The sequence below is a fragment of the Flavobacterium sp. SH_e genome (genome assembly GCF_025717045.1).
Classification (GTDB): Bacteria; Bacteroidota; Bacteroidia; order Flavobacteriales; family Flavobacteriaceae; genus Flavobacterium.
The window spans coordinates 669,474-687,437 of record NZ_JAOVZN010000005.1; the positions used below are offsets into that span (position 1 = coordinate 669,474).

Annotated in this window: 16 protein-coding genes; 2 read left to right on the plus strand and 14 right to left on the minus strand. The window is 32.8% G+C overall.

The window, feature by feature from the left end:
• Positions 1-88: 88 nt before the first annotated feature.
• From fabV to OD917_RS10870, 9 genes are all read right to left on the minus strand, one after another.
• Entirely contained in the window at positions 89-1,279 is a 1,191-nt protein-coding gene (fabV, locus tag OD917_RS10830; RefSeq protein ID WP_263523540.1) for an enoyl-ACP reductase FabV, read from the minus strand.
• A 22-nt stretch (positions 1,280-1,301) separates the two neighbouring features.
• Positions 1,302-1,823 (minus strand): tetratricopeptide repeat protein, encoded by a 522-nt coding sequence (locus tag OD917_RS10835; protein WP_111290206.1) that lies wholly within the window; start codon positions 1,821-1,823, stop codon positions 1,302-1,304.
• A gap of 9 nt (positions 1,824-1,832) precedes the next feature.
• A complete protein-coding gene (gene recN, locus OD917_RS10840; RefSeq protein WP_263523541.1) occupies positions 1,833-3,485 on the minus strand; it encodes a DNA repair protein RecN in 1,653 nt (550 codons plus the stop codon).
• 55 nt (positions 3,486-3,540) lie between these two features.
• Entirely contained in the window at positions 3,541-4,425 is an 885-nt protein-coding gene (locus tag OD917_RS10845; protein ID WP_263523542.1) for a DUF4835 family protein, read from the minus strand.
• A gap of 70 nt (positions 4,426-4,495) precedes the next feature.
• The gene (gene coaBC / locus OD917_RS10850) at positions 4,496-5,710 is read right to left on the minus strand and encodes a bifunctional phosphopantothenoylcysteine decarboxylase/phosphopantothenate--cysteine ligase CoaBC (protein WP_263523543.1); all 1,215 of its coding nucleotides are present in this window, start codon (positions 5,708-5,710) and stop codon (positions 4,496-4,498) included.
• Positions 5,711-5,717: 7 nt separating this feature from the next.
• The gene (locus OD917_RS10855) at positions 5,718-6,035 is read right to left on the minus strand and encodes a DNA-directed RNA polymerase subunit omega (RefSeq protein ID WP_008463064.1); all 318 of its coding nucleotides are present in this window, start codon (positions 6,033-6,035) and stop codon (positions 5,718-5,720) included.
• Between the two features lie 9 nt (positions 6,036-6,044).
• Positions 6,045-6,839, minus strand: a complete 795-nt coding sequence (locus OD917_RS10860) for an outer membrane protein assembly factor BamD (protein WP_263523544.1) — start codon at positions 6,837-6,839, stop codon at positions 6,045-6,047.
• A 138-nt stretch (positions 6,840-6,977) separates the two neighbouring features.
• The gene (dapA, locus tag OD917_RS10865) at positions 6,978-7,859 is read right to left on the minus strand and encodes a 4-hydroxy-tetrahydrodipicolinate synthase (RefSeq protein ID WP_263523545.1); all 882 of its coding nucleotides are present in this window, start codon (positions 7,857-7,859) and stop codon (positions 6,978-6,980) included.
• 15 nt (positions 7,860-7,874) lie between these two features.
• Positions 7,875-8,387 (minus strand): DUF6913 domain-containing protein, encoded by a 513-nt coding sequence (locus OD917_RS10870; RefSeq protein WP_263523546.1) that lies wholly within the window; start codon positions 8,385-8,387, stop codon positions 7,875-7,877.
• A 47-nt stretch (positions 8,388-8,434) separates the two neighbouring features.
• On the opposite strand from OD917_RS10870, the gene OD917_RS10875 reads away from it, so the two are divergent.
• Positions 8,435-9,214, plus strand: a complete 780-nt coding sequence (locus OD917_RS10875; protein ID WP_263523547.1) for a 5'-nucleotidase C-terminal domain-containing protein — start codon at positions 8,435-8,437, stop codon at positions 9,212-9,214.
• Positions 9,215-9,257: 43 nt separating this feature from the next.
• The gene (locus OD917_RS10880) at positions 9,258-10,169 is read left to right on the plus strand and encodes a bifunctional metallophosphatase/5'-nucleotidase (protein WP_263523548.1); all 912 of its coding nucleotides are present in this window, start codon (positions 9,258-9,260) and stop codon (positions 10,167-10,169) included.
• Here OD917_RS10880 and OD917_RS10885 read toward each other — a convergent pair.
• From OD917_RS10885 to OD917_RS10905, 5 genes are all read right to left on the minus strand, one after another.
• Positions 10,156-10,845 carry a lysoplasmalogenase family protein gene (locus OD917_RS10885; RefSeq protein WP_263523549.1) on the minus strand — a complete coding sequence of 230 codons (690 nt, stop codon included), beginning with the start codon at positions 10,843-10,845 and terminating at the stop codon, positions 10,156-10,158. The two genes, OD917_RS10880 and OD917_RS10885, sit on opposite strands and share 14 nt — an antisense overlap.
• Positions 10,832-12,838, minus strand: a complete 2,007-nt coding sequence (gene ligA, locus OD917_RS10890) for an NAD-dependent DNA ligase LigA (protein WP_263523550.1) — start codon at positions 12,836-12,838, stop codon at positions 10,832-10,834. Before ligA ends, OD917_RS10885 begins: the two co-directional genes overlap by 14 nt.
• Before the next feature lie 246 nt (positions 12,839-13,084).
• Positions 13,085-15,022, minus strand: coding sequence for an OmpA family protein (locus OD917_RS10895; RefSeq protein WP_263523551.1), 1,938 nt, complete (start codon positions 15,020-15,022; stop codon positions 13,085-13,087).
• A gap of 11 nt (positions 15,023-15,033) precedes the next feature.
• Positions 15,034-15,966: a type IX secretion system membrane protein PorP/SprF gene (locus OD917_RS10900; RefSeq protein WP_263523552.1), complete on the minus strand. Its 933-nt coding sequence runs from the start codon at positions 15,964-15,966 to the stop codon at positions 15,034-15,036.
• A 47-nt stretch (positions 15,967-16,013) separates the two neighbouring features.
• The coding region (locus tag OD917_RS10905) for a gliding motility-associated C-terminal domain-containing protein (protein ID WP_263523553.1) at positions 16,014-17,964 on the minus strand (1,951 nt) is incomplete at its 5' end.

The window sequence follows — 17,964 nt, forward strand, 5'->3', positions numbered from 1 at the left end:
TGTAAAATTTTAACAAAGATATGGTATATTAACAAAAAAACCATCAACTTTTGGCTGATGGTTTTTCGTTTTACTTAGTAAAATATTGTTATTTGATACTTTCAATCTCTACAACTTCGTTTGTGTCTGCATTATAATCAACACCAGGCACTTCAAATCCGAATAGATTCAAGAAATCACTTCTATAACCAGCTAAATCACCAATTTCTGGCAATGTTTCTGTAGTTGCTTCTAACCACAATTTAGCTACTTTTTCTTGAACGTCCTCACGCATTTCCCAATCATCAATTCTGATTCTTCCTTTTTCATCAACAGGAACTTCAGAACCATTGTATAACCTGTCTTGGAATAAGCGCTGAATTTGCTCGATACATCCTTCATGAATTCCTTCTTCTTTCATGATTTTGTATAAAAGAGAAATATATAATGGAATTACTGGAATTGCAGAACTTGCTTGAGTAACTAAAGCTTTATTTACAGAAACATAAGCTTTTCCACCAATAGATTTTAAAGAATCTTCGATAGTAAATGCAGTAGCCTCTAAGTGATCTTTTGCACGACCGATTGTTCCTTTTCTGTAAACTGCTTCAGTTAATGATGGTCCTATATAAGAATAAGCAACTGTTACAGCTCCTTCAGCTAATAAATTTTCAGCTTTCAAAGCATCAATCCACATTGCCCAGTCTTCACCTCCCATAACTGCTACAGTGTTTTCAATATCTTCCTCATTTGCAGGAGCAATAGAGACATCTGAAACTTTTCCGGTATGAAAATCAACAGTTTTATTTGTAAATGTTTGTCCAATAGGTTTTAAAACTGAACGGTGCGTAACACCTGTATTTGGGTTTGTGCGTACTGGCGAAGCTAAACTATAAATTACAAGATCAACTTGTCCTAAATCAGCTTTGATTAAGTCTAGCGTTTCTCTTTTGATTTCGTTTGAGAAAGCATCACCGTTAATACTTTTTGCATATAAACCTGCTTTACTAGCTTCTTTTTCGAATGCTGCAGAATTATACCATCCCGGAGAAGCTGTTTTTCCTTCAACTGGTGGTTTTTCAAAAAACACTCCAATTGTTGATGCACCAGAACCAAAAGCACTAGTAATTCTTGAAGCCAATCCGAAACCTGTAGAAGCACCAATTACTAAAACTTTTTTAGCACCAGCGATTTCTCCTTTAGATTTTACGTATTCGATTTGATTTTTTACATTTTGCTCAGCTCCCGTTGGGTGGGCAGTCAAACAAATAAATCCTCTCATTCTAGGTTCTATAATCATCTTGCAATTATTTTTTTTTGTATTATTTCAATTTCAGTTTTAATTTTTCAAAAATAGACATTTTATCCTTAACCCTTTTCATATTAGCGCTCATATTGTCAATAAAATTTGGGTTTAATGCATTTTTCTTGGCTTCTTTATAAAAGTTATAAGCGTCAGTATATTGGTTTTCGTACTCCGCCATTCTACCTAATTCACTGTTATAAGAAGAGTTATCAGCGTTTTCTAAATTTGCTTTAGTAAAATCAATATGCTTTTTTGCTTCTTCATATCTTCCAATATCAATTAGCAAATAAGTATAATTTAGATATGGCGCAGGATATTTAGGATCAAATTTCATGGCCAATTTATAGTGGTAAATTCCTTTTTCGAAATCGCTTAACTTATTGTAATAAATCCATCCTAAATGATTGTGTGCTTTTCCAAAATCAGGATACTGAGATAGTATTTCTTCCAGCAATTCTTTGGCATCTGCTGAGTTTCCCTCAGAAATTAACGAATCTGCTTTTATAAACTGATTTTCGTAAAAACTTAGACTTTCCATTGTGGTATTTTAATTCAGTAATTGTTTTGCATGATTTAAAGCCGAATCTGAAATATTTGCTCCAGATAACATTTGAGCAATTTCGATAATTCGATCTTCTTGTGATAAAAGCCTTAACTCTGACTGTGTATCGTCTCCAATAGTAGATTTAGAAACTTTGAAGTGAGAATCTCCTTTTGCGGCGATCTGCGGTAAATGCGTGATAGCAAATATCTGCATTGTTGAGCTCATTTCTTTCATAATCTCACCCATTCTAATTGCAATTTCTCCAGAAACTCCAGTATCAATTTCATCAAAAATCAATGTTGGTAATTTGGAATATTTAGCCAAAATTGCTTTGACAGCTAACATTATACGAGACATTTCTCCGCCAGAAGCTACTTTTTTTAATAAACCAAAATCGGTTCCTTTATTGGCAGAAAACAAGAATTGTAATTCATCTTTTCCGTTTTGAAAATACGTTTCCGAAGGAAGCAACTCAATATTGAAACGAGCATTCGGCATTCCTAATGTTTCTAAAATTGAAATTAACTGTTCTGATAATTTCGGAATTGCATTTACTCTATTTTCATGTATTTTAGATGCATAATCATCTAGTTCAGAAGCTTTTTCTTCGATAAATTTAGACAAGGAAGCTATTTCTTCATCCATATTATCAAGCTCTAATAAAGAATTTCCTAAATCAGACTGAATCTGAAGCAAATCGTCTACAGAACTTACCTGATGTTTTTTCTGCAAATTATAAATCAATTGCAATTTTTGACTTACTAACTCCAATTGCACTGGATCATTCAATAATTTTTCTGAACAGTTTACTAATTCCTTCGAAATATCATCAAATTCAATAGTTAAACTTGTTATTCTTTCAAATAAATTTTGATATTCTACAGAAAAAGGAGCTACTTTTTGCAATGCATTTTTAATTTCATTTAAATTATGAAAAACACCAAATTGCTCTTCATTTGCAATTGCTAAAGATTTATCTAGAGATTCTTTAATTATCTCAACATTATTTAGCTTTTCGTAGTCAGCTTCTAATTCTTCTTGTTCTCCAGATTTTAATTGAGCGGCAACCAATTCATTCAATAAAAATGTATGGTATTCTTGCTCTTTTCCAGCATCGCTTTGTTTTTTAAGCAAAGCATTCAATTTCGATTTATCTGACTTATAAGATTTAAGCAGTTTTTGATATTCAGCAATTATTTCTCCATTATTTGCAATGGCATCAATAATTTTAAACTGAACATTTTCTTCCGATAATTCCTGAGTTTGCTGTTGCGAATGAATATCAATCAAATACAAACTCAAATCTTGCAATTCTTGAAGATTTACAGGACTGTCATTTATAAAAGCACGAGATTTACCTGAAGGCAAAATTTCTCTTCTAATGATTGTTTCATCTTCATAATCTAAATCATTAGCTTCAAAAAACTCTTTTAAATTGTATTTTCCAATTTCAAATTGTGCTTCAATAACACATTTTTCTTCTTTATTTTTTAACGAGGTCAAATCAGCTCTCTTTCCTAAAACAAGACCGATCGCTCCCAAAATAATAGATTTCCCTGCTCCTGTCTCCCCTGTAATTATAGAAAAACCTTTAGAAAAATCTATAGATAGCTTTTCAATAAGAGCATAATTTTTAATTGACAGTGATGTAATCATAGGGCAATTTTATAAAAATAAAGATTAAGGAAGATTATAAATTTGAAAACAGATTTTAATATTTAATCTGTGACCATTTGCTAGAATTTAACGGAGACACTTTATTTAAAACATCTGTTAAATCGGTAATTGTAATACTTGGCCCGCCAGAAAAAATAGAAACAATTTCATCTGATTTTGCATCAAAGAAAACTCGGGTTATAAAAGCATTTGGCTTAACCGAATTCAATTTACCAATAAGCATTAATGAAGATTTTATTTTTTCTTTAGAAGCTTTTAAATCAACGGTCATTCCGTCTAAACCATTATGATAAGCAAACATTACCTGGCGTAAATCACTGTATGTTGGCGCAATCATATCGTTAATTAAGTAATAACGATTCTGAATTCCGTCTGCCTGACTCCAGCCTTTAAATCCGCCTTGTTGCGCTACATTGGCAATATTTTGTGCAGTTTGAAGATACTGATTTCCTGCTCCCATCTGGAAAGTATCAGCATCCATTCCTAAAATTAAATAGCAATAAAAGGATACAACGGAAACCAAATTTGACTCATAAGTAGTCGGATTAAACAAAAGCGGTTCGTACTCTGTATATCTAAAATTGAAATCTTTATCGTTGTAATTTAAAACTGGAGAAGAATAAGTAGAATTAAAGATCAATCTTGAAGATTGAACCTGAATTGTTCCTGTAAATTGATCTGAACTGTTTGATGACAAAGTAATATACATCGAACAGTTGATCCTTTCATTCTGTTTAAGAGTTGCACCAGTCCAATCGGTTTTATTTACAAATTCAGACAAAGAAGTCTGAAGCGTTTTAAAAACCTGATTATTTGGGTTTGTTAGACGTTCTGTATTGATAGTTACTGTACAGTTTAGCTGTTGAGCCTGCACAAAACCAAAGCTTAAAAATACTAATAGTGTAACTATTTTATTCATAATCGTCTATATATTTAATTTTACAAACATAAGTTGTTTCCAAATTATGTTTTCGGCGTATATTCTCAATTTATGATTTTGAAAAATGCAGAATAACTTTATTCAAAATATCAGCCGCAACAGATTCTTTTGATTTTAATTCCATTGGTTCAATTTCAAAATTTTTATCAATAAACGTTACTTTATTGGTTTCTTTTTTAAAACCAGCACCTTTATCTTGTAAGGAATTTAAAACAATCAAATCTAAGTTTTTTTTCTGAATTTTCAACTTAGCATTTTCAATTTCATTTTCAGTTTCTAATGCAAACCCTATCAAAAACTGATTCTTTTTGATAGCTCCTAACGAAGACAAAATATCTTTTGTCTTTTCAAGTTCAATTGAAAATTCTTCTGTATTTTTCTTAATCTTTTGATCTGCAACAAATTTCGGCCTGTAATCTGCAACAGCCGCAGCTGCAATCGTAACATCAACTTCATTAAAATATAGATGACAAGCATCGTACATTTCTTGAGCAGAAACTACATCTACAACTTTTATCAAACTGCTTTTTGCCTTATAATGTGTCGGGCCAGCAATTAAAAATACTTCTGCACCTAAACTTGCCGCTTCATTAGCAATATCAAATCCCATTTTTCCAGAAGAATGATTCCCAATAAAACGTACTGGATCTATTGCTTCGTATGTTGGACCAGCAGTAATCAGCATTTTTTTTCCTTTTAAAGGCAATTTACTTTCTAAATCTGCTTCTAAAAAGGCTATAATATTTTCAGGTTCAGCCATTCGTCCTTCACCAGACAATCCACTTGCCAATTCTCCACTTTCAGCAGGAATCATAATATTTCCATACTGTTTTAATGCAGTAAAGCTCGATAAAGTTGAGGGATGTTTGTACATATCTAAGTCCATTGCAGGCGCAAAATAAACTGGGCATTTTGCCGATAGATAAGCAGCAACCAAAAGATTGTCACAGTTTCCTGTTGCCATTTTAGATAATGTATTTGCAGTAGCAGGCGCAACCAGCATTAAATCGGCCCAAAGACCTAATTCAACATGGTTGTTCCAAACTTCGTCTTCATCATCCTGATTAAAGAAACTTGAATGTACTGGATTTTTTGATAAAGTAGATAATGTAAGTGGGGTTACAAAATCCTTAGAAGCAGGTGTCATGATCACTTGGACATGTGCACCTGCTTTTATAAAAAGTCGTACTAAAGTGGCTGTTTTATACGCTGCAATTCCACCGGATACACCCAGTAAAATCTTTTTCCCGTTTAAAACTGACATTGTACTATTATTTGTTTGAACTTCTGTGGTAAGTTTTACCGTCTAACCATTCTTGAACAGCTAAAGCGTGTGGTTTTGGTAATTTTTCGTAAAATTTAGAAACTTCAATTTGTTCTTTATTTTCAAAAACTTCTTCTAGACTATCATTATAAGTTGCAAACTCTTCTAATTTTTCAGTCAATTCTTTTTTAATCTCTGAATTAATTTGATTTGCTCTTTTAGCCATAATGGTAATTGCCTCATACACATTTCCTGTTGGCTCTTCAATAACTGTTTTATTGTAAGTTATTGTGTTTACAGGAGCATTCGTCTTTTTTAAATCCATGACTTTATTTTATTTAGTAAATTTTTGTAAATCTGTTTCAACTCTGGCATTCATTTCGTCTGCCTGTTTTTTGTATTTCGTATCGCTTTTAAACTTCATCAAATTAGCGTAAGCTGCCTGCGCAACATGTAAACGTTCTTCCATTTTTTGAGGAATACTGTTTATTGCTAATTGGTATGCTGAATCATATTTGTAAAACAATGCATCTTCTTTAAAAGGTGTTCCAGGGAAATCAGCAATGAAATTATCAAAAGCTACTAATGCTGATTTATAATCTGAAATTGTATTATAACCTTTAGCATTTTCGTATGCTTTTTTCTCCAGTTTTCCATTCAGCTTCTGCACCGCTTCGTTTGCCTGCACAACATATTCTGAATTTGGATAATTATCAATAAAAGCTTGTAATTTCTCTAAGGCTTTTACAGTATCTGTTTGATCTAAGCTATAAACTGGAGCCAATTTTGAATAGCTATATGCGCCTAAAAACGCAGCTTCCTGTACTTTTTCACTTCGTGGATACCCCGAAACAAATGCTTCAAACTGATAACCAGCTAAATAATATTGTTTTGTTTTATAATACGATTGTGAGAACATGTAAAATAGTTTTTCCGCCTGAGGTTTTCCTCGGTAAGAACTGGCAAGCTGTTCAAAAAGGCGGATTGCCTTTGAATATTTACCAGCATCATACATTTTTGTTGCCATGTCAAATTTTGCTGCAACATCTTCATTTTTCAAAGCTTTTTGATACTCACTACAAGAACAAAAAAGGGCAACAACAATTAATAGCGATACTATTTTTTTCATTTTCTTACTGTTATTATGATTTCTTAGGACAATTATGCCAAAACAAAATCACACCGAAGTTTCGGTGGCAAATTTAGTTATTAATTTAGCGACTGCAAAATAATTTTTTAGTATCTTAAAATACTAATACTTTAACAATTATTTAATGCTGTTTTTTACAAACTCATTCAGTCTTGTTGCCAGAGAATCATCTACAGAAACTAATGGAAGACGAACTGTATTATCAGCAATTCCTAGTGCTTGGAAGATTTGTTTGATTCCCGCTGGATTTCCCTGCTCAAAAATCATATCAATACTGTCTGATAAAAAATAATGTGTTTTGAATGCATCAGCAGCTTTTTTATTCAGTCCTAAACGAATCATTTCTGAAAATTCTTTAGGAAAACCTTGACCAATTACAGAAATTACTCCTGCTCCACCCGCCAAAACGATTGGCAATGCAAGCATATCATCTCCAGAAATCACCAAGAAATCCTTTGGAGCATTTTTAATAATCTGCATTGCTTGAGCCATATCTCCTGCAGCTTCTTTAATCGCAACTACATTTTTAAAATCATTAGCCAAGCGAACTACTGTTGCAGGCAACATATTACTTGCTGTTCTTCCTGGAACATTATATAAAATTACTGGAACTGGAGAAGCTTCAGCAATTGCTTTAAAATGCTGATAAATTCCTTCTTGAGTCGGTTTATTATAATATGGTGAAACAGATAATATTGCTTCAAAAGCAGAAAAATCTCTTGTTTTTAATTCTTCAACAATCTGCATAGTATTATTTCCTCCAACTCCTAAAACTAGAGGCAATCTTCCTTTATTTACATCGATTACTGTCTTTATAACCAATTCTTTCTCTTCTGTCGTAAGGGTTGCATTTTCTGCAGTTGTTCCCATCACAACAAGATATTCTACTCCGCCATCTATAGAAAAGTTTACAATTCGTTGTAAAGCTTCAATGTCAACTGAAAAATCTTTTTTAAATGGCGTCACAAGCGCAACACCAGTTCCTATTAATGATTGCATATTTTTAATTATAATTTATTTTATATTTTTTAAATACCTAAACAATTCTGAAACGAACAGTTTATAATTTACTAATTCTGTATTAATCATCCAACGGTTTAAACTTTGATCTGCTGCAGAAAATCCAACCTTAAATTTAGCTTTTGATTCGCTTGTTATGAGTTTCAAAAAAATGTTTTCTACATCATAATAACTCAACAAAAGATCAAACTCTGAATTGATAAATTCATTCAAAAAATCTTCCGTAATTTTTCCCCTCCAATTGATGTGTTTTTTACCAAAAGTTGGTCGGGAATAGGTCTCTTTTTCCTTGAATTTTTCTCTGTATGCAAGAACTTTTATGTTTTCTAAAGCAATTCCGTGAAGCGTTAACTCCTTTATCAATTCTTCTGAATGTTCAAAATTGCTTTCATCTATCAATAAACCAATAGATTGAATGTTTTTAGTAAATACTTCGCTTTTTTCTTTATTTAAATTAATATTTAATGATTTTTTTACAAAAAATTCCTTTGTATAATTTAAAAACATAGTACTTTTACTAGATTACAAAATTAATTATTTAAGTTGCATTTAAAATGGTAAAACTAAAAAAGTATAACGGATTTTTAAAACTTTTTGTTATATTCTTAACACTTTTTTTTATATTTTCCTGTAGTCCGAAAAACTACAATTTAACTAAGATTGAAGGAAAGCAGATTCCTGTTACTGAAAAGGCTGCTGAAACTCCTGAAATTGAAAACTTCATTAAACCTTATCGCGATCATATTAATCAAGATTTAAATAATGTTTTGGCTTTTTGCCCTGAAACACTTGACAAAAGCACTGGAAAATGGCAAACAAGTATTGGAAGCTTACTGGCCGATGTTTGTTTACAAAGAGGCAATACTGTTTTTAAAACCCGTGAAAATAAAAGTATCGACTTATGCCTTTTAAATCATGGCGGTATTCGTGCTATTCTTCCTAAAGGAAATGTTACGACAAGAACAGCTTTTGAAATCATGCCTTTCGAGAATAATCTTGTTGTGGTTGCATTAAAGGGAGAACAAATTCAAGATATTGCTGCTTATATTATAAAGGAGAAAAAACCGCAGCCTTTGTCTGGAATGACATTTACTATCACAAAAGAGAATACTGCTAAAAATATTATGATTCAGGGAAAACCTTTTGATTTAAACAAAATTTATTATGTTGCTACAAATGATTATTTAGCAAATGGTGGCGACAGCATGACTTTCTTTGCAAAAGGTGTTCAAACATTTGACTTAAATTATAAGCTTAGAAATGTGCTGATTGATTATTTTAAAGAAGTAGATACTGTTCTGGCTCCGAAAGATATCAGAATTACCGAAGAATAAAAACTAAAGAAGAATACAAGCATTTCTGCAAAAATAATATAAAATGAAAAGAAGAGAGTTTATCGAAAAAACAGCAGCAAGTACTGCCCTATTAAGTTTAGGATTGTCTTTGAGCAGTTTTGAAACTAACGATATTAAGCATTTAACCGTTTTACATACTAATGATGTGCACAGTCACATTGATCCTTTTCCTGCTGATGATCCGCGTAATCCTAACAAAGGTGGTGTGTCTCGTCGCGCTGCATTGATTGAAACTATCCGTAAAGAAAATCCAAATGTTCTTTTATTGGATGCTGGAGATATTTTTCAAGGTACGCCATACTTTAATTATTATGGAGGAGAATTAGAATTCAAATTGATGAGCATGATGAAGTACGATGCTTCGACAATCGGTAATCATGATTTTGATAATGGTGTTGACGGATTATATGCGCAGCTTCCTCACGCAACTTTCGACTTTATCAATTCCAACTATGATTTTAAAAACACGGTTATGGACGGTCATGTGAAACCGTACAAAATCTTCAATAAAAACGGAATTAAAGTTGGCGTTTTTGGTGTTGGAATTGAATTGCAAGGTTTAGTAGATAAAAAATTATATCTAGAAACGGTTTACAACAATCCAGTTGAAATCGCTCAAGATATGACACAGCTTTTAAAAAAAGAACAAAAATGTGATTTGGTAATTTGTCTTTCGCATCTTGGTTATAAATATAAAGACGATCCAACTAAAATTAGCGATTTGACATTTGCTGAACAAACTCAAGATATTGACTTAATTATTGGCGGACATACTCATACTTTCTTAGACAAACCTACAATTGTAAAAAATAAAGCGGGCAAAGATGTGCTTGTAAATCAAGTTGGATGCTATGGAATTAATTTAGGCCGAATTGATTTCTATTTAGACAAAGACAAAGCGCATACTAATCAAAGTGCAACTATTGTTGTATAGGTTTTTGAATTCTAGCTTTTTCTAAAAAGTATTCTACCATAAAGAAATAAGCTAAAATTTGAGTTATATCTCGTATTAAGACTAAAACGACTGAATACGAGAAATACTCATTAAAAATATAAAAGATATCAGAAAAGATATAGCTTATTGCCATTAACGACATCAGTAAAGCAATATGTGTTCCTTTTGTGATGTAACTTACAAAACAGAAATAGCTTAATACACTCAAAACGATTCCGTAAACAGTGTAAAGCATATTGAATTTTTTCATGTTATCGAGCTGTAAACTCAAAACAGAAATTAGCAGATAAACAATAAAAACAACTACAATCGAAATAGGCAGAATATCACGTTTGGTTAGTTTTATTCTTTCGTGTTCCCGAATAAATATGGATACAATTAAGAGGTAAACAATTAAAAAACAGATTACTCCTCCTATTTCTGAACTTTCAATATCCATCAGATCGTAAACTTGTCCAACGAAACAAAAAAAGAAAATCAATCCTTCTGTTTTTCTGATTCTAAACTCACTGCTAATTAAATAATAGATAAAAATAGCAGGAAGTACAATTGCTTTAGCGTAAGTCCCAAAAAAGTCTTGTTCTGTCCAATCAAAAATGATTGTACACAACAGTGCCAGAAAAAACAAAATTAATGATGGCTTATTCGGTTTCATTCAATTTGTTTATAAAATCTTCTTCTGATAATATTGGGATATTTAATTTAGTTGCTTTTTCTAATTTTGCTGGCCCCATATTATCTCCTGCAACAACAAAATCTGTTTTTGCAGAAATTGAGCTTCCTACTTTTCCTCCATTGTCTTCAATGGTTTTCTTCAGTTCGTCTCTTGAAAATTGACTGAATACACCTGAAACTACAAATGTTTTTCCAACAAATTTATCTGTAGCATTTGGATTAATTCTTTCTTCAATTTCAAATTGTATTCCGTAACTTTTTAAGCGTTCGATAATTTTTCTATTTTCTTCGTTTTCAAAGAACTCAATTACACTTTGCGCAATTCTTTCACCAATTTCATCAACCAAAACTAAATCCATTAATGAGGCTTTGCTTAATGCATCAATATTTTTATAATGTTTGGCTAATTTTTTAGCCACAGTTTCTCCCACAAAACGAATTCCAAGTGCAAACAAAACACTTTCAAAAGGAATTTCTTTTGATTTCTGAACTCCGTTTACCAAGTTTTCTGCCGACTTCTGAGCCATTCTTTCCAAATGAAGAATGTCTTCGACTTTCAATTCATACAAATCGGCATAATTATGCACTAAATCATTCTTAAAAAGTAAAGCGACTGTTTCGCCCCCAAGCCCTTCAATATCCATTGCTTTTCTTGAAATGTAGTGCTGAATTCTTCCTATAATTTGTGGAGGACATCCATAGAAATTTGGACAATAATGATTTGCTTCGCCAACATTTCTAACCAATTCTGTGTGGCATTCTGGACAATATGAAATATAATGTGTCTTCTCTGAATTCTCTGGACGTTTCTCTAAATCTACTGCAATAATTTTTGGAATAATTTCTCCTCCTTTTTCTACAAAAACAGTATCATTGATTCGAATATCTAATTTTTCAATTTGATCTGCATTGTGAAGAGAAGCTCTTTTAACAATAGTTCCCGCAAGCTGTACAGGTTCTAAATTAGCAACCGGCGTAATTGCGCCAGTTCGTCCAACTTGATAAGAAATTGATTTTAATTTGGTAGAAACCTGTTCTGACTTGAATTTGTAAGCCATTGCCCAACGAGGCGATTTTGCGGTATAACCTAATTCTTCTTGATGTTGAATGCTGTTTACTTTTACAACAACTCCATCTGTTTCGTAAGGTAAATTATGGCGGTGAACATCCCAATAATCAATGAAGTCGAAAACTTCATTCATACTGTTCACCAGTTTTGCTTCTTTTGGCACTTTGAATCCCCAGCTTCTAGCCGATTCTAAACCTTCAAATTGAGAAGCAAACGGCAAATTATTTCCTGTTACAAAATATAAAAGACATTCTAATGGACGTTTTGCAACCTCAGCACTATCTTGTAATTTTAAACTTCCCGAAGCTGTATTTCTTGGGTTTGAATATGGCGTTTCTCCAATTTCAATTAATTCTTGGTTCATTTTTTCAAAACCAGCAAATGGCAGAATAATTTCACCACGAATATCAAATTTATCTGGATAATTCCCTTTTAAGTGTAAAGGAATTGATTTTATTGTTTTAATATTGTTTGTTACCTCATCGCCTTGAAAACCGTCTCCACGTGTTAATGCTTGAACTAATTTTCCGTTTTCGTAAGTAATGCTGATTGAAGCTCCATCATATTTTAATTCGCAGGTATATTGCAAATCAACATTTCCTAGAACTCTCTGAATACGATTTTCCCAATCTAAAAGGTCTTCTTTTGAATAAGAATTATCCAAGGAATACATTCTATATTGGTGCGCTATTGTTTTGAAATTTTTGGTAACAGTTCCTCCCACTCTTTGTGTTGGCGAGTTTTCATCAAAAAATTCTGGATGTTTATTTTCTAAATCTTGAAGTTCTTTCAGCTTAATATCAAAATCATAATCTGAAATCGTAGCATTGTCTAACACATAATAGTTGTAATTGTGTTGATTAAGTTCATTTCGTAGTGTTTGAATGGTCTCTTGAATGCTCATAGATAATTTTAAAATATTTCAGATTATGGTAACAAATAACTTATTATCAAAATTAGAATTTATTTTTGTTCAAATGAATAAAAAATGAAAGTTTTAAAAAATCAAAAATCAGACTGCAAATTCATGCAGTCTGATTTTCTCCTTGTCCATTATTCTTAAAAAAGAATTAAAAAAACCAACTTCCAAATGGTTTTGACGTTTTATATTTTTCACTGATTATCAATATTTTACAGTGCAAATATAGAACTATTTTTGAATAATGATAAAGTCTGAACGTCTATTTAATAAATGCTCTTCTTCGGTGCATTTTACACCATTTTTACATTTGTTAATTAGTCGCGTTTCACCGTAGCCAATTGCGCTTTCAATTCGAGAAGCTTCTATACCTTGCGAAAGGATATAATCTCTTGTTGATTTTGCTCTATTGTCTGAAAGTTTTAAGTTATAAGCATCTTTTCCGCGCGAATCAGTGTGAGATTCAATCTTTATTCTGATGTTTGGAAATTTCTGCATAATGAAGACAACTTTTGTCAACTCTTCTACAGCTTTTGGTGTAATGTCATATTTGTCATAATCGAAATAAATTGGATTTACATCAACTTTTTCAACACCTTGCTTCTTTATAACTAAGTCATCGTAATTGCTTAATTCGAAGTTTACATTTGTGATTTCGCCACCATTTTCCTTTGTTGTTTCTACCGTTTTATCATCGCTGCTATAATTTGGTTTTGCAGCAATCATTTTAACGATTTTGTTGCAAGGAACTTCAATAGCATATTTGCCATCAAAATTGGTTTTGGTTTCGCCCAATACTTCACTAAAAGAGTTGTAAGCCATTATAGTAACATCAGATAATGGTGCTTTAGTTTTACGATCTATAGCTATTCCTGAAATGCTTTGATTGCAAATTGGTTTTCCTTTTTCAAAAGAGTAAATGTCGTCATCTCCTTTTCCTTCCGCTCTATTTGAAGAAAAATAGCCGTAAGAATCTGTTTTATCAATTATAAAAGAAAAATCATCTTTGTTACTGTTTATTGGCGCGCCAAGATTTTTTGGAGTAGTAAAACTTCCGTCTGCCAAAAATTTACTTTCGTAAACATCTAAATCTCCCCAGCCATAATGTCCATCAGATGAAAAGTATAAAACTCCGTTTTGATAAAATGGAAACACTTCGTTACCAATAGTATTAATACTTGGGCCTAAATTTTGAGGTGAGCTCATTGTACCGTCGGCAGCAATTTTTACGACATACAAATCTGTTTCGCCATATCCGCCTGGCATATCTGAAGCGAAGAAAAGCCATTGTCCATCTTCGCTTAATGCTGGATGTCCTACAGAATAATCGTCGCTGTCAAAAAATACTTTCTGTGGATTTTCTAATTTATTATTGACGATTGACCCCTTAATTATTTGAAAATTATTGACTTTTGCATCATCAATAACCAATTTGTTTTTCTTTACAATATTGGTTGAATAATAAATCGTTTTTCCTTGGCTATCAAAACTTGCAGTCGCTTCATGATATTTGGTCATTACATTTGGAAGAAATACAGTTTCGTTGAATAAACTTCCATCTGCTGGATTTCTTTCTGCAAAATAAAGATTTAGAAAAGGCTGATTATTCCAAGTGTATAATTTCTCACTGAACTTGGTTGTATCACGAGCCGAAGTAAACACGATGTTATCATTAAAAAACGTAGCTCCAAAATCTGATTTACTGGTATTGATATCTAAATTTTTAATGGTATAAAGAGGTTTTGCTTTTGCTACGCTATCCATATATTTCTTTTGGGCAACATAACGACTAGCTTCTACTTTATCTCCTTTTTTATCTAAATATTCCTTCGTGATTTTATCTGCTTCATCATAATCCATAACTGCTTTCATAGATTGAATATAACGCAGATAGTAAATATCAGTAAGATTGTTTCCTTGAACTTCATACAATTTTCTGTACCATTTAAGTGCATTTCTAGAATCAGAAATAAAATAGTATGAGTCTGCAGCGTTTTTCAAAGTCTGCGCTGATGGATTTTTTATGTTTTGCAAACATTCTTCATAAGCTTTAGAAGCATCCAAATAAGAATAGTTTTTAAACAAAGCATCAGCTTTCTTCAAATTGGTCTTTTGAGCGAAACTAAACGTAACGCTCAAAATTAAACATAGGATATATAGTTTTCTCATAAGTTTTATTTTTAGAAGAATCGAGGAGATTTAATTTTGCTCTGGTTTTTCACAAATTGATAACGCAAGATTATTTCGTGTGAGCCATCGTTGTATTTGTTCAATTGGCTTACAGTGTAATCAAAGGCATATCCAAGATAAAAACTTGGCGAAATTTGAAAACCTGCTAGTATGCTCACAGAATCATCTGTTCGATACGCTCCTCCTATGACAAACTTTTCCTGAATCATGAAATTTGCTGACACGTCTGCTGTAAGTGGCGCTCCGCTTACGGCTTTTACTAAAAATGCCGGTTTGAATTTTAAACTTGGACTCAAATCAAAAACATAACCTCCCATTAAATAGTAGTGCAGACGATCATAATCTACTGATTCTTTAACATCATCATAGTAATCATTCTGAATAAAACTTGGAATTGAGAATCCTAAATACCATTTATCGGTATAATAATAAACCCCTGCTCCAACTGCTAGTTTCATCTGATTGTTGATGTTCTGATTCAACAAAACATCATCATCATCGTAATATCTTCCTTTAGACCAATCTACGTTTAACATTCTCGTACCTGCTTTCAAACCAAAAGCAAGTCTTTTTTCGTACCCAAGAGGTATTGAATAAGAGAAGTTTCCATCAAGATATAGTTCATTAGAAGGGCCAATTTTATCATTTACAATACTTAAACCTAGACCTAATTTTTCATTTCGTAAAGGAGAATGAATTGAAAAGGACTGTGTTTCTGGTGCTCCGGAAATTCCGACCCATTGAGAACGATATAAAAGTGCTGCTTCTATGGTTCCGGTAGATCCAGCATAAGCTGGATTTACCGCCATAGTATTATACATATACTGCGTATATTCGGGATCTTGCTGCGCTGTGGCGCAAACCGTGATAAAAGAACATATTAAAATGAAATACGTTTCTAATGATTTTATATATAGTTTCATAACGATACTTATTTAGTTTAATTAATTAGATGATTAATAGAAGTGGATTATCTCATAATAGATAACCAGCCTTTTTTAACCGTTCCATCTCCAATGGTTATCACATAAAAATAAGTACCTGTTGGCAACATATCTCCTCTATTAACAACTCCGGAAACATTTGCTGTTCCGTTCCAATCATTTTCATAATGTGCTTTACTATACACTAACGCTCCATATCTGTTAAATACTTTCAACTCGTTGTTTGGATAAGATTCGATACAGTCAATTCTGAACAAATCATTTTTGCCATCATTATTTGGTGTAAACTCGTTGTAAACAGTCAAACAAATTGGTTCTATTGTAACCGAAGCTGAGTTATTTGAAGCGTCAACATCTAATGGTGTTGAGATTTCAACCGTTGCAACACTTGTGTAATTACCGCTTGGCAATACTTCTGCAACAATTGTCAATGTTACACTTTGCCCTGCGTTTAGTGCTGGTATTGTCCAAATCTGAGTTGCTGGATCGAATGTTCCTGTCGATGCAGATGAACTTACTAATTGTAAACCACTAGGAAGCAAATCACTAACAATAGTATTTATGAAATCACCCTCGCCCACATTGTTTACTGTTACTGTAAATGTTACTTGATCACCAAAATTAGGCGTTGGATTATCAACAGTATTTGTAATCGTTATATCTGAACAACTTGCTACAGTAACATTTAAAGTTTTAACTGTTCTTTCGTTACAATTGTTAGTATAAGCAACTGTTACTGTTCCAGGACCAATGTCCGACCAAGAAACTGTTACAGAACCATCATTTGATGTACCTCCTGAAACGATCGTTCCTCCAGTAATTGTCCATACATAATCAGATTTTCCGTTTGCAATTGAATATGTTACTCCCTTGAAAACACATGGAGTATCATCAGTCGTTGTAAGCTGAACTGCTGCATCATCTTCAAATGCAATTGTAATTCCTAATCTTGGTCCGTTATCACAACCATTTGTTGTATTACTCAAAGCCGCTGCATAATAAGTTGTTGCAGTAAGCGGAGTATTTGCAGCTAATGGTGTTCCTCCTGTAGCACTAGTATAGAAAACTACATTTGCTTCGTTTACTAAAATATTAGCTAAAGTTGGTAAAGCTGATAAACAGAATGTCTGATTTGTTCTTGGCGTTGTAATTACACCTGGCGAATTAACACTTACTGTTACTGCCAATCTTGCTGGATTTTCGCAACCAACTGCGCTAGAAACTGCTCCATAATATACTCCTGTTGCAAGAGCTGTTGTTGCAGAAAGCGCTGTTCCGCCTGTAGCTGTACTGTACCACACAACATTTGCTTCATTTACTTGAATATCGGCAACTGTTGGTGAATTTAATGTACAGAAGTCTTGAGTTGTATCGTTAGTAGTTGGTGTCGCACTTGGATCAACTACTGTAACAGTAACTTGTAATCGAGTTGAACTTTCGCATCCAGTAGCAGCATCAACAATATTTCCGAAATAAATTCCAGAAGTTAATGGTGTTCCTGATGGAATTGCTGTTCCGCCTGTAGCAGATGCAAACCATGTTACATTGCTTTCATTAACTTGAATACTCGCAACTGTTGGTGCACTTGTCGAACAGAAACTTTGAGACGTGTTGTTAGTAGTTGGATTTATAGTATTTCCAACTGTGACAGCTACTTGTAATCTTGTACTACTTTCGCATCCTGTTGCTGGATCTTTTATAGCTCCAAAATAAGTTGTTCCAGTTGTCAAAGCAGTTGTAGAAGCTAAAGCTGTTCCGCCTGTTTGTGTTGTGTACCAAACTACATTGCTTTCATTCACTTGAATATTAGCAACTGTTGGATTTGTTCCTGAACAGAAAGTTTGTGCTGCATCATTAGTCGTTGGTGTAGCTGGATCAGTCACACTAATTGTTACTGCCAATCTAATTGAACTTTCACATCCTGTAGCTGCATCAGCTAATGCCGCATAATAAGTGCCGCTTGTTAATGCTGTTGCT

Bases quoted from the DNA above. Each gene is read 5' to 3' on its own strand.
- fabV (WP_263523540.1), bottom strand. From the start codon at position 1,279: ATGATTATAGAACCTAGAATGAGAGGATTTATTTGTTTGACTGCCCAC.
- OD917_RS10835 (WP_111290206.1), bottom strand. From the start codon at position 1,823: ATGGAAAGTCTAAGTTTTTACGAAAATCAGTTTATAAAAGCAGATTCG.
- recN (WP_263523541.1), bottom strand. From the start codon at position 3,485: ATGATTACATCACTGTCAATTAAAAATTATGCTCTTATTGAAAAGCTA.
- OD917_RS10845 (WP_263523542.1), bottom strand. From the start codon at position 4,425: ATGAATAAAATAGTTACACTATTAGTATTTTTAAGCTTTGGTTTTGTG.
- coaBC (WP_263523543.1), bottom strand. From the start codon at position 5,710: ATGTCAGTTTTAAACGGGAAAAAGATTTTACTGGGTGTATCCGGTGGA.
- OD917_RS10855 (WP_008463064.1), bottom strand. From the start codon at position 6,035: ATGGATTTAAAAAAGACGAATGCTCCTGTAAACACAATAACTTACAAT.
- OD917_RS10860 (WP_263523544.1), bottom strand. From the start codon at position 6,839: ATGAAAAAAATAGTATCGCTATTAATTGTTGTTGCCCTTTTTTGTTCT.
- dapA (WP_263523545.1), bottom strand. From the start codon at position 7,859: ATGCAATCATTAATAGGAACTGGTGTTGCGCTTGTGACGCCATTTAAA.
- OD917_RS10870 (WP_263523546.1), bottom strand. From the start codon at position 8,387: ATGTTTTTAAATTATACAAAGGAATTTTTTGTAAAAAAATCATTAAAT.
- OD917_RS10875 (WP_263523547.1), top strand. From the start codon at position 8,435: ATGGTAAAACTAAAAAAGTATAACGGATTTTTAAAACTTTTTGTTATA.
- OD917_RS10880 (WP_263523548.1), top strand. From the start codon at position 9,258: ATGAAAAGAAGAGAGTTTATCGAAAAAACAGCAGCAAGTACTGCCCTA.
- OD917_RS10885 (WP_263523549.1), bottom strand. From the start codon at position 10,845: ATGAAACCGAATAAGCCATCATTAATTTTGTTTTTTCTGGCACTGTTG.
- ligA (WP_263523550.1), bottom strand. From the start codon at position 12,838: ATGAGCATTCAAGAGACCATTCAAACACTACGAAATGAACTTAATCAA.
- OD917_RS10895 (WP_263523551.1), bottom strand. From the start codon at position 15,022: ATGAGAAAACTATATATCCTATGTTTAATTTTGAGCGTTACGTTTAGT.
- OD917_RS10900 (WP_263523552.1), bottom strand. From the start codon at position 15,966: ATGAAACTATATATAAAATCATTAGAAACGTATTTCATTTTAATATGT.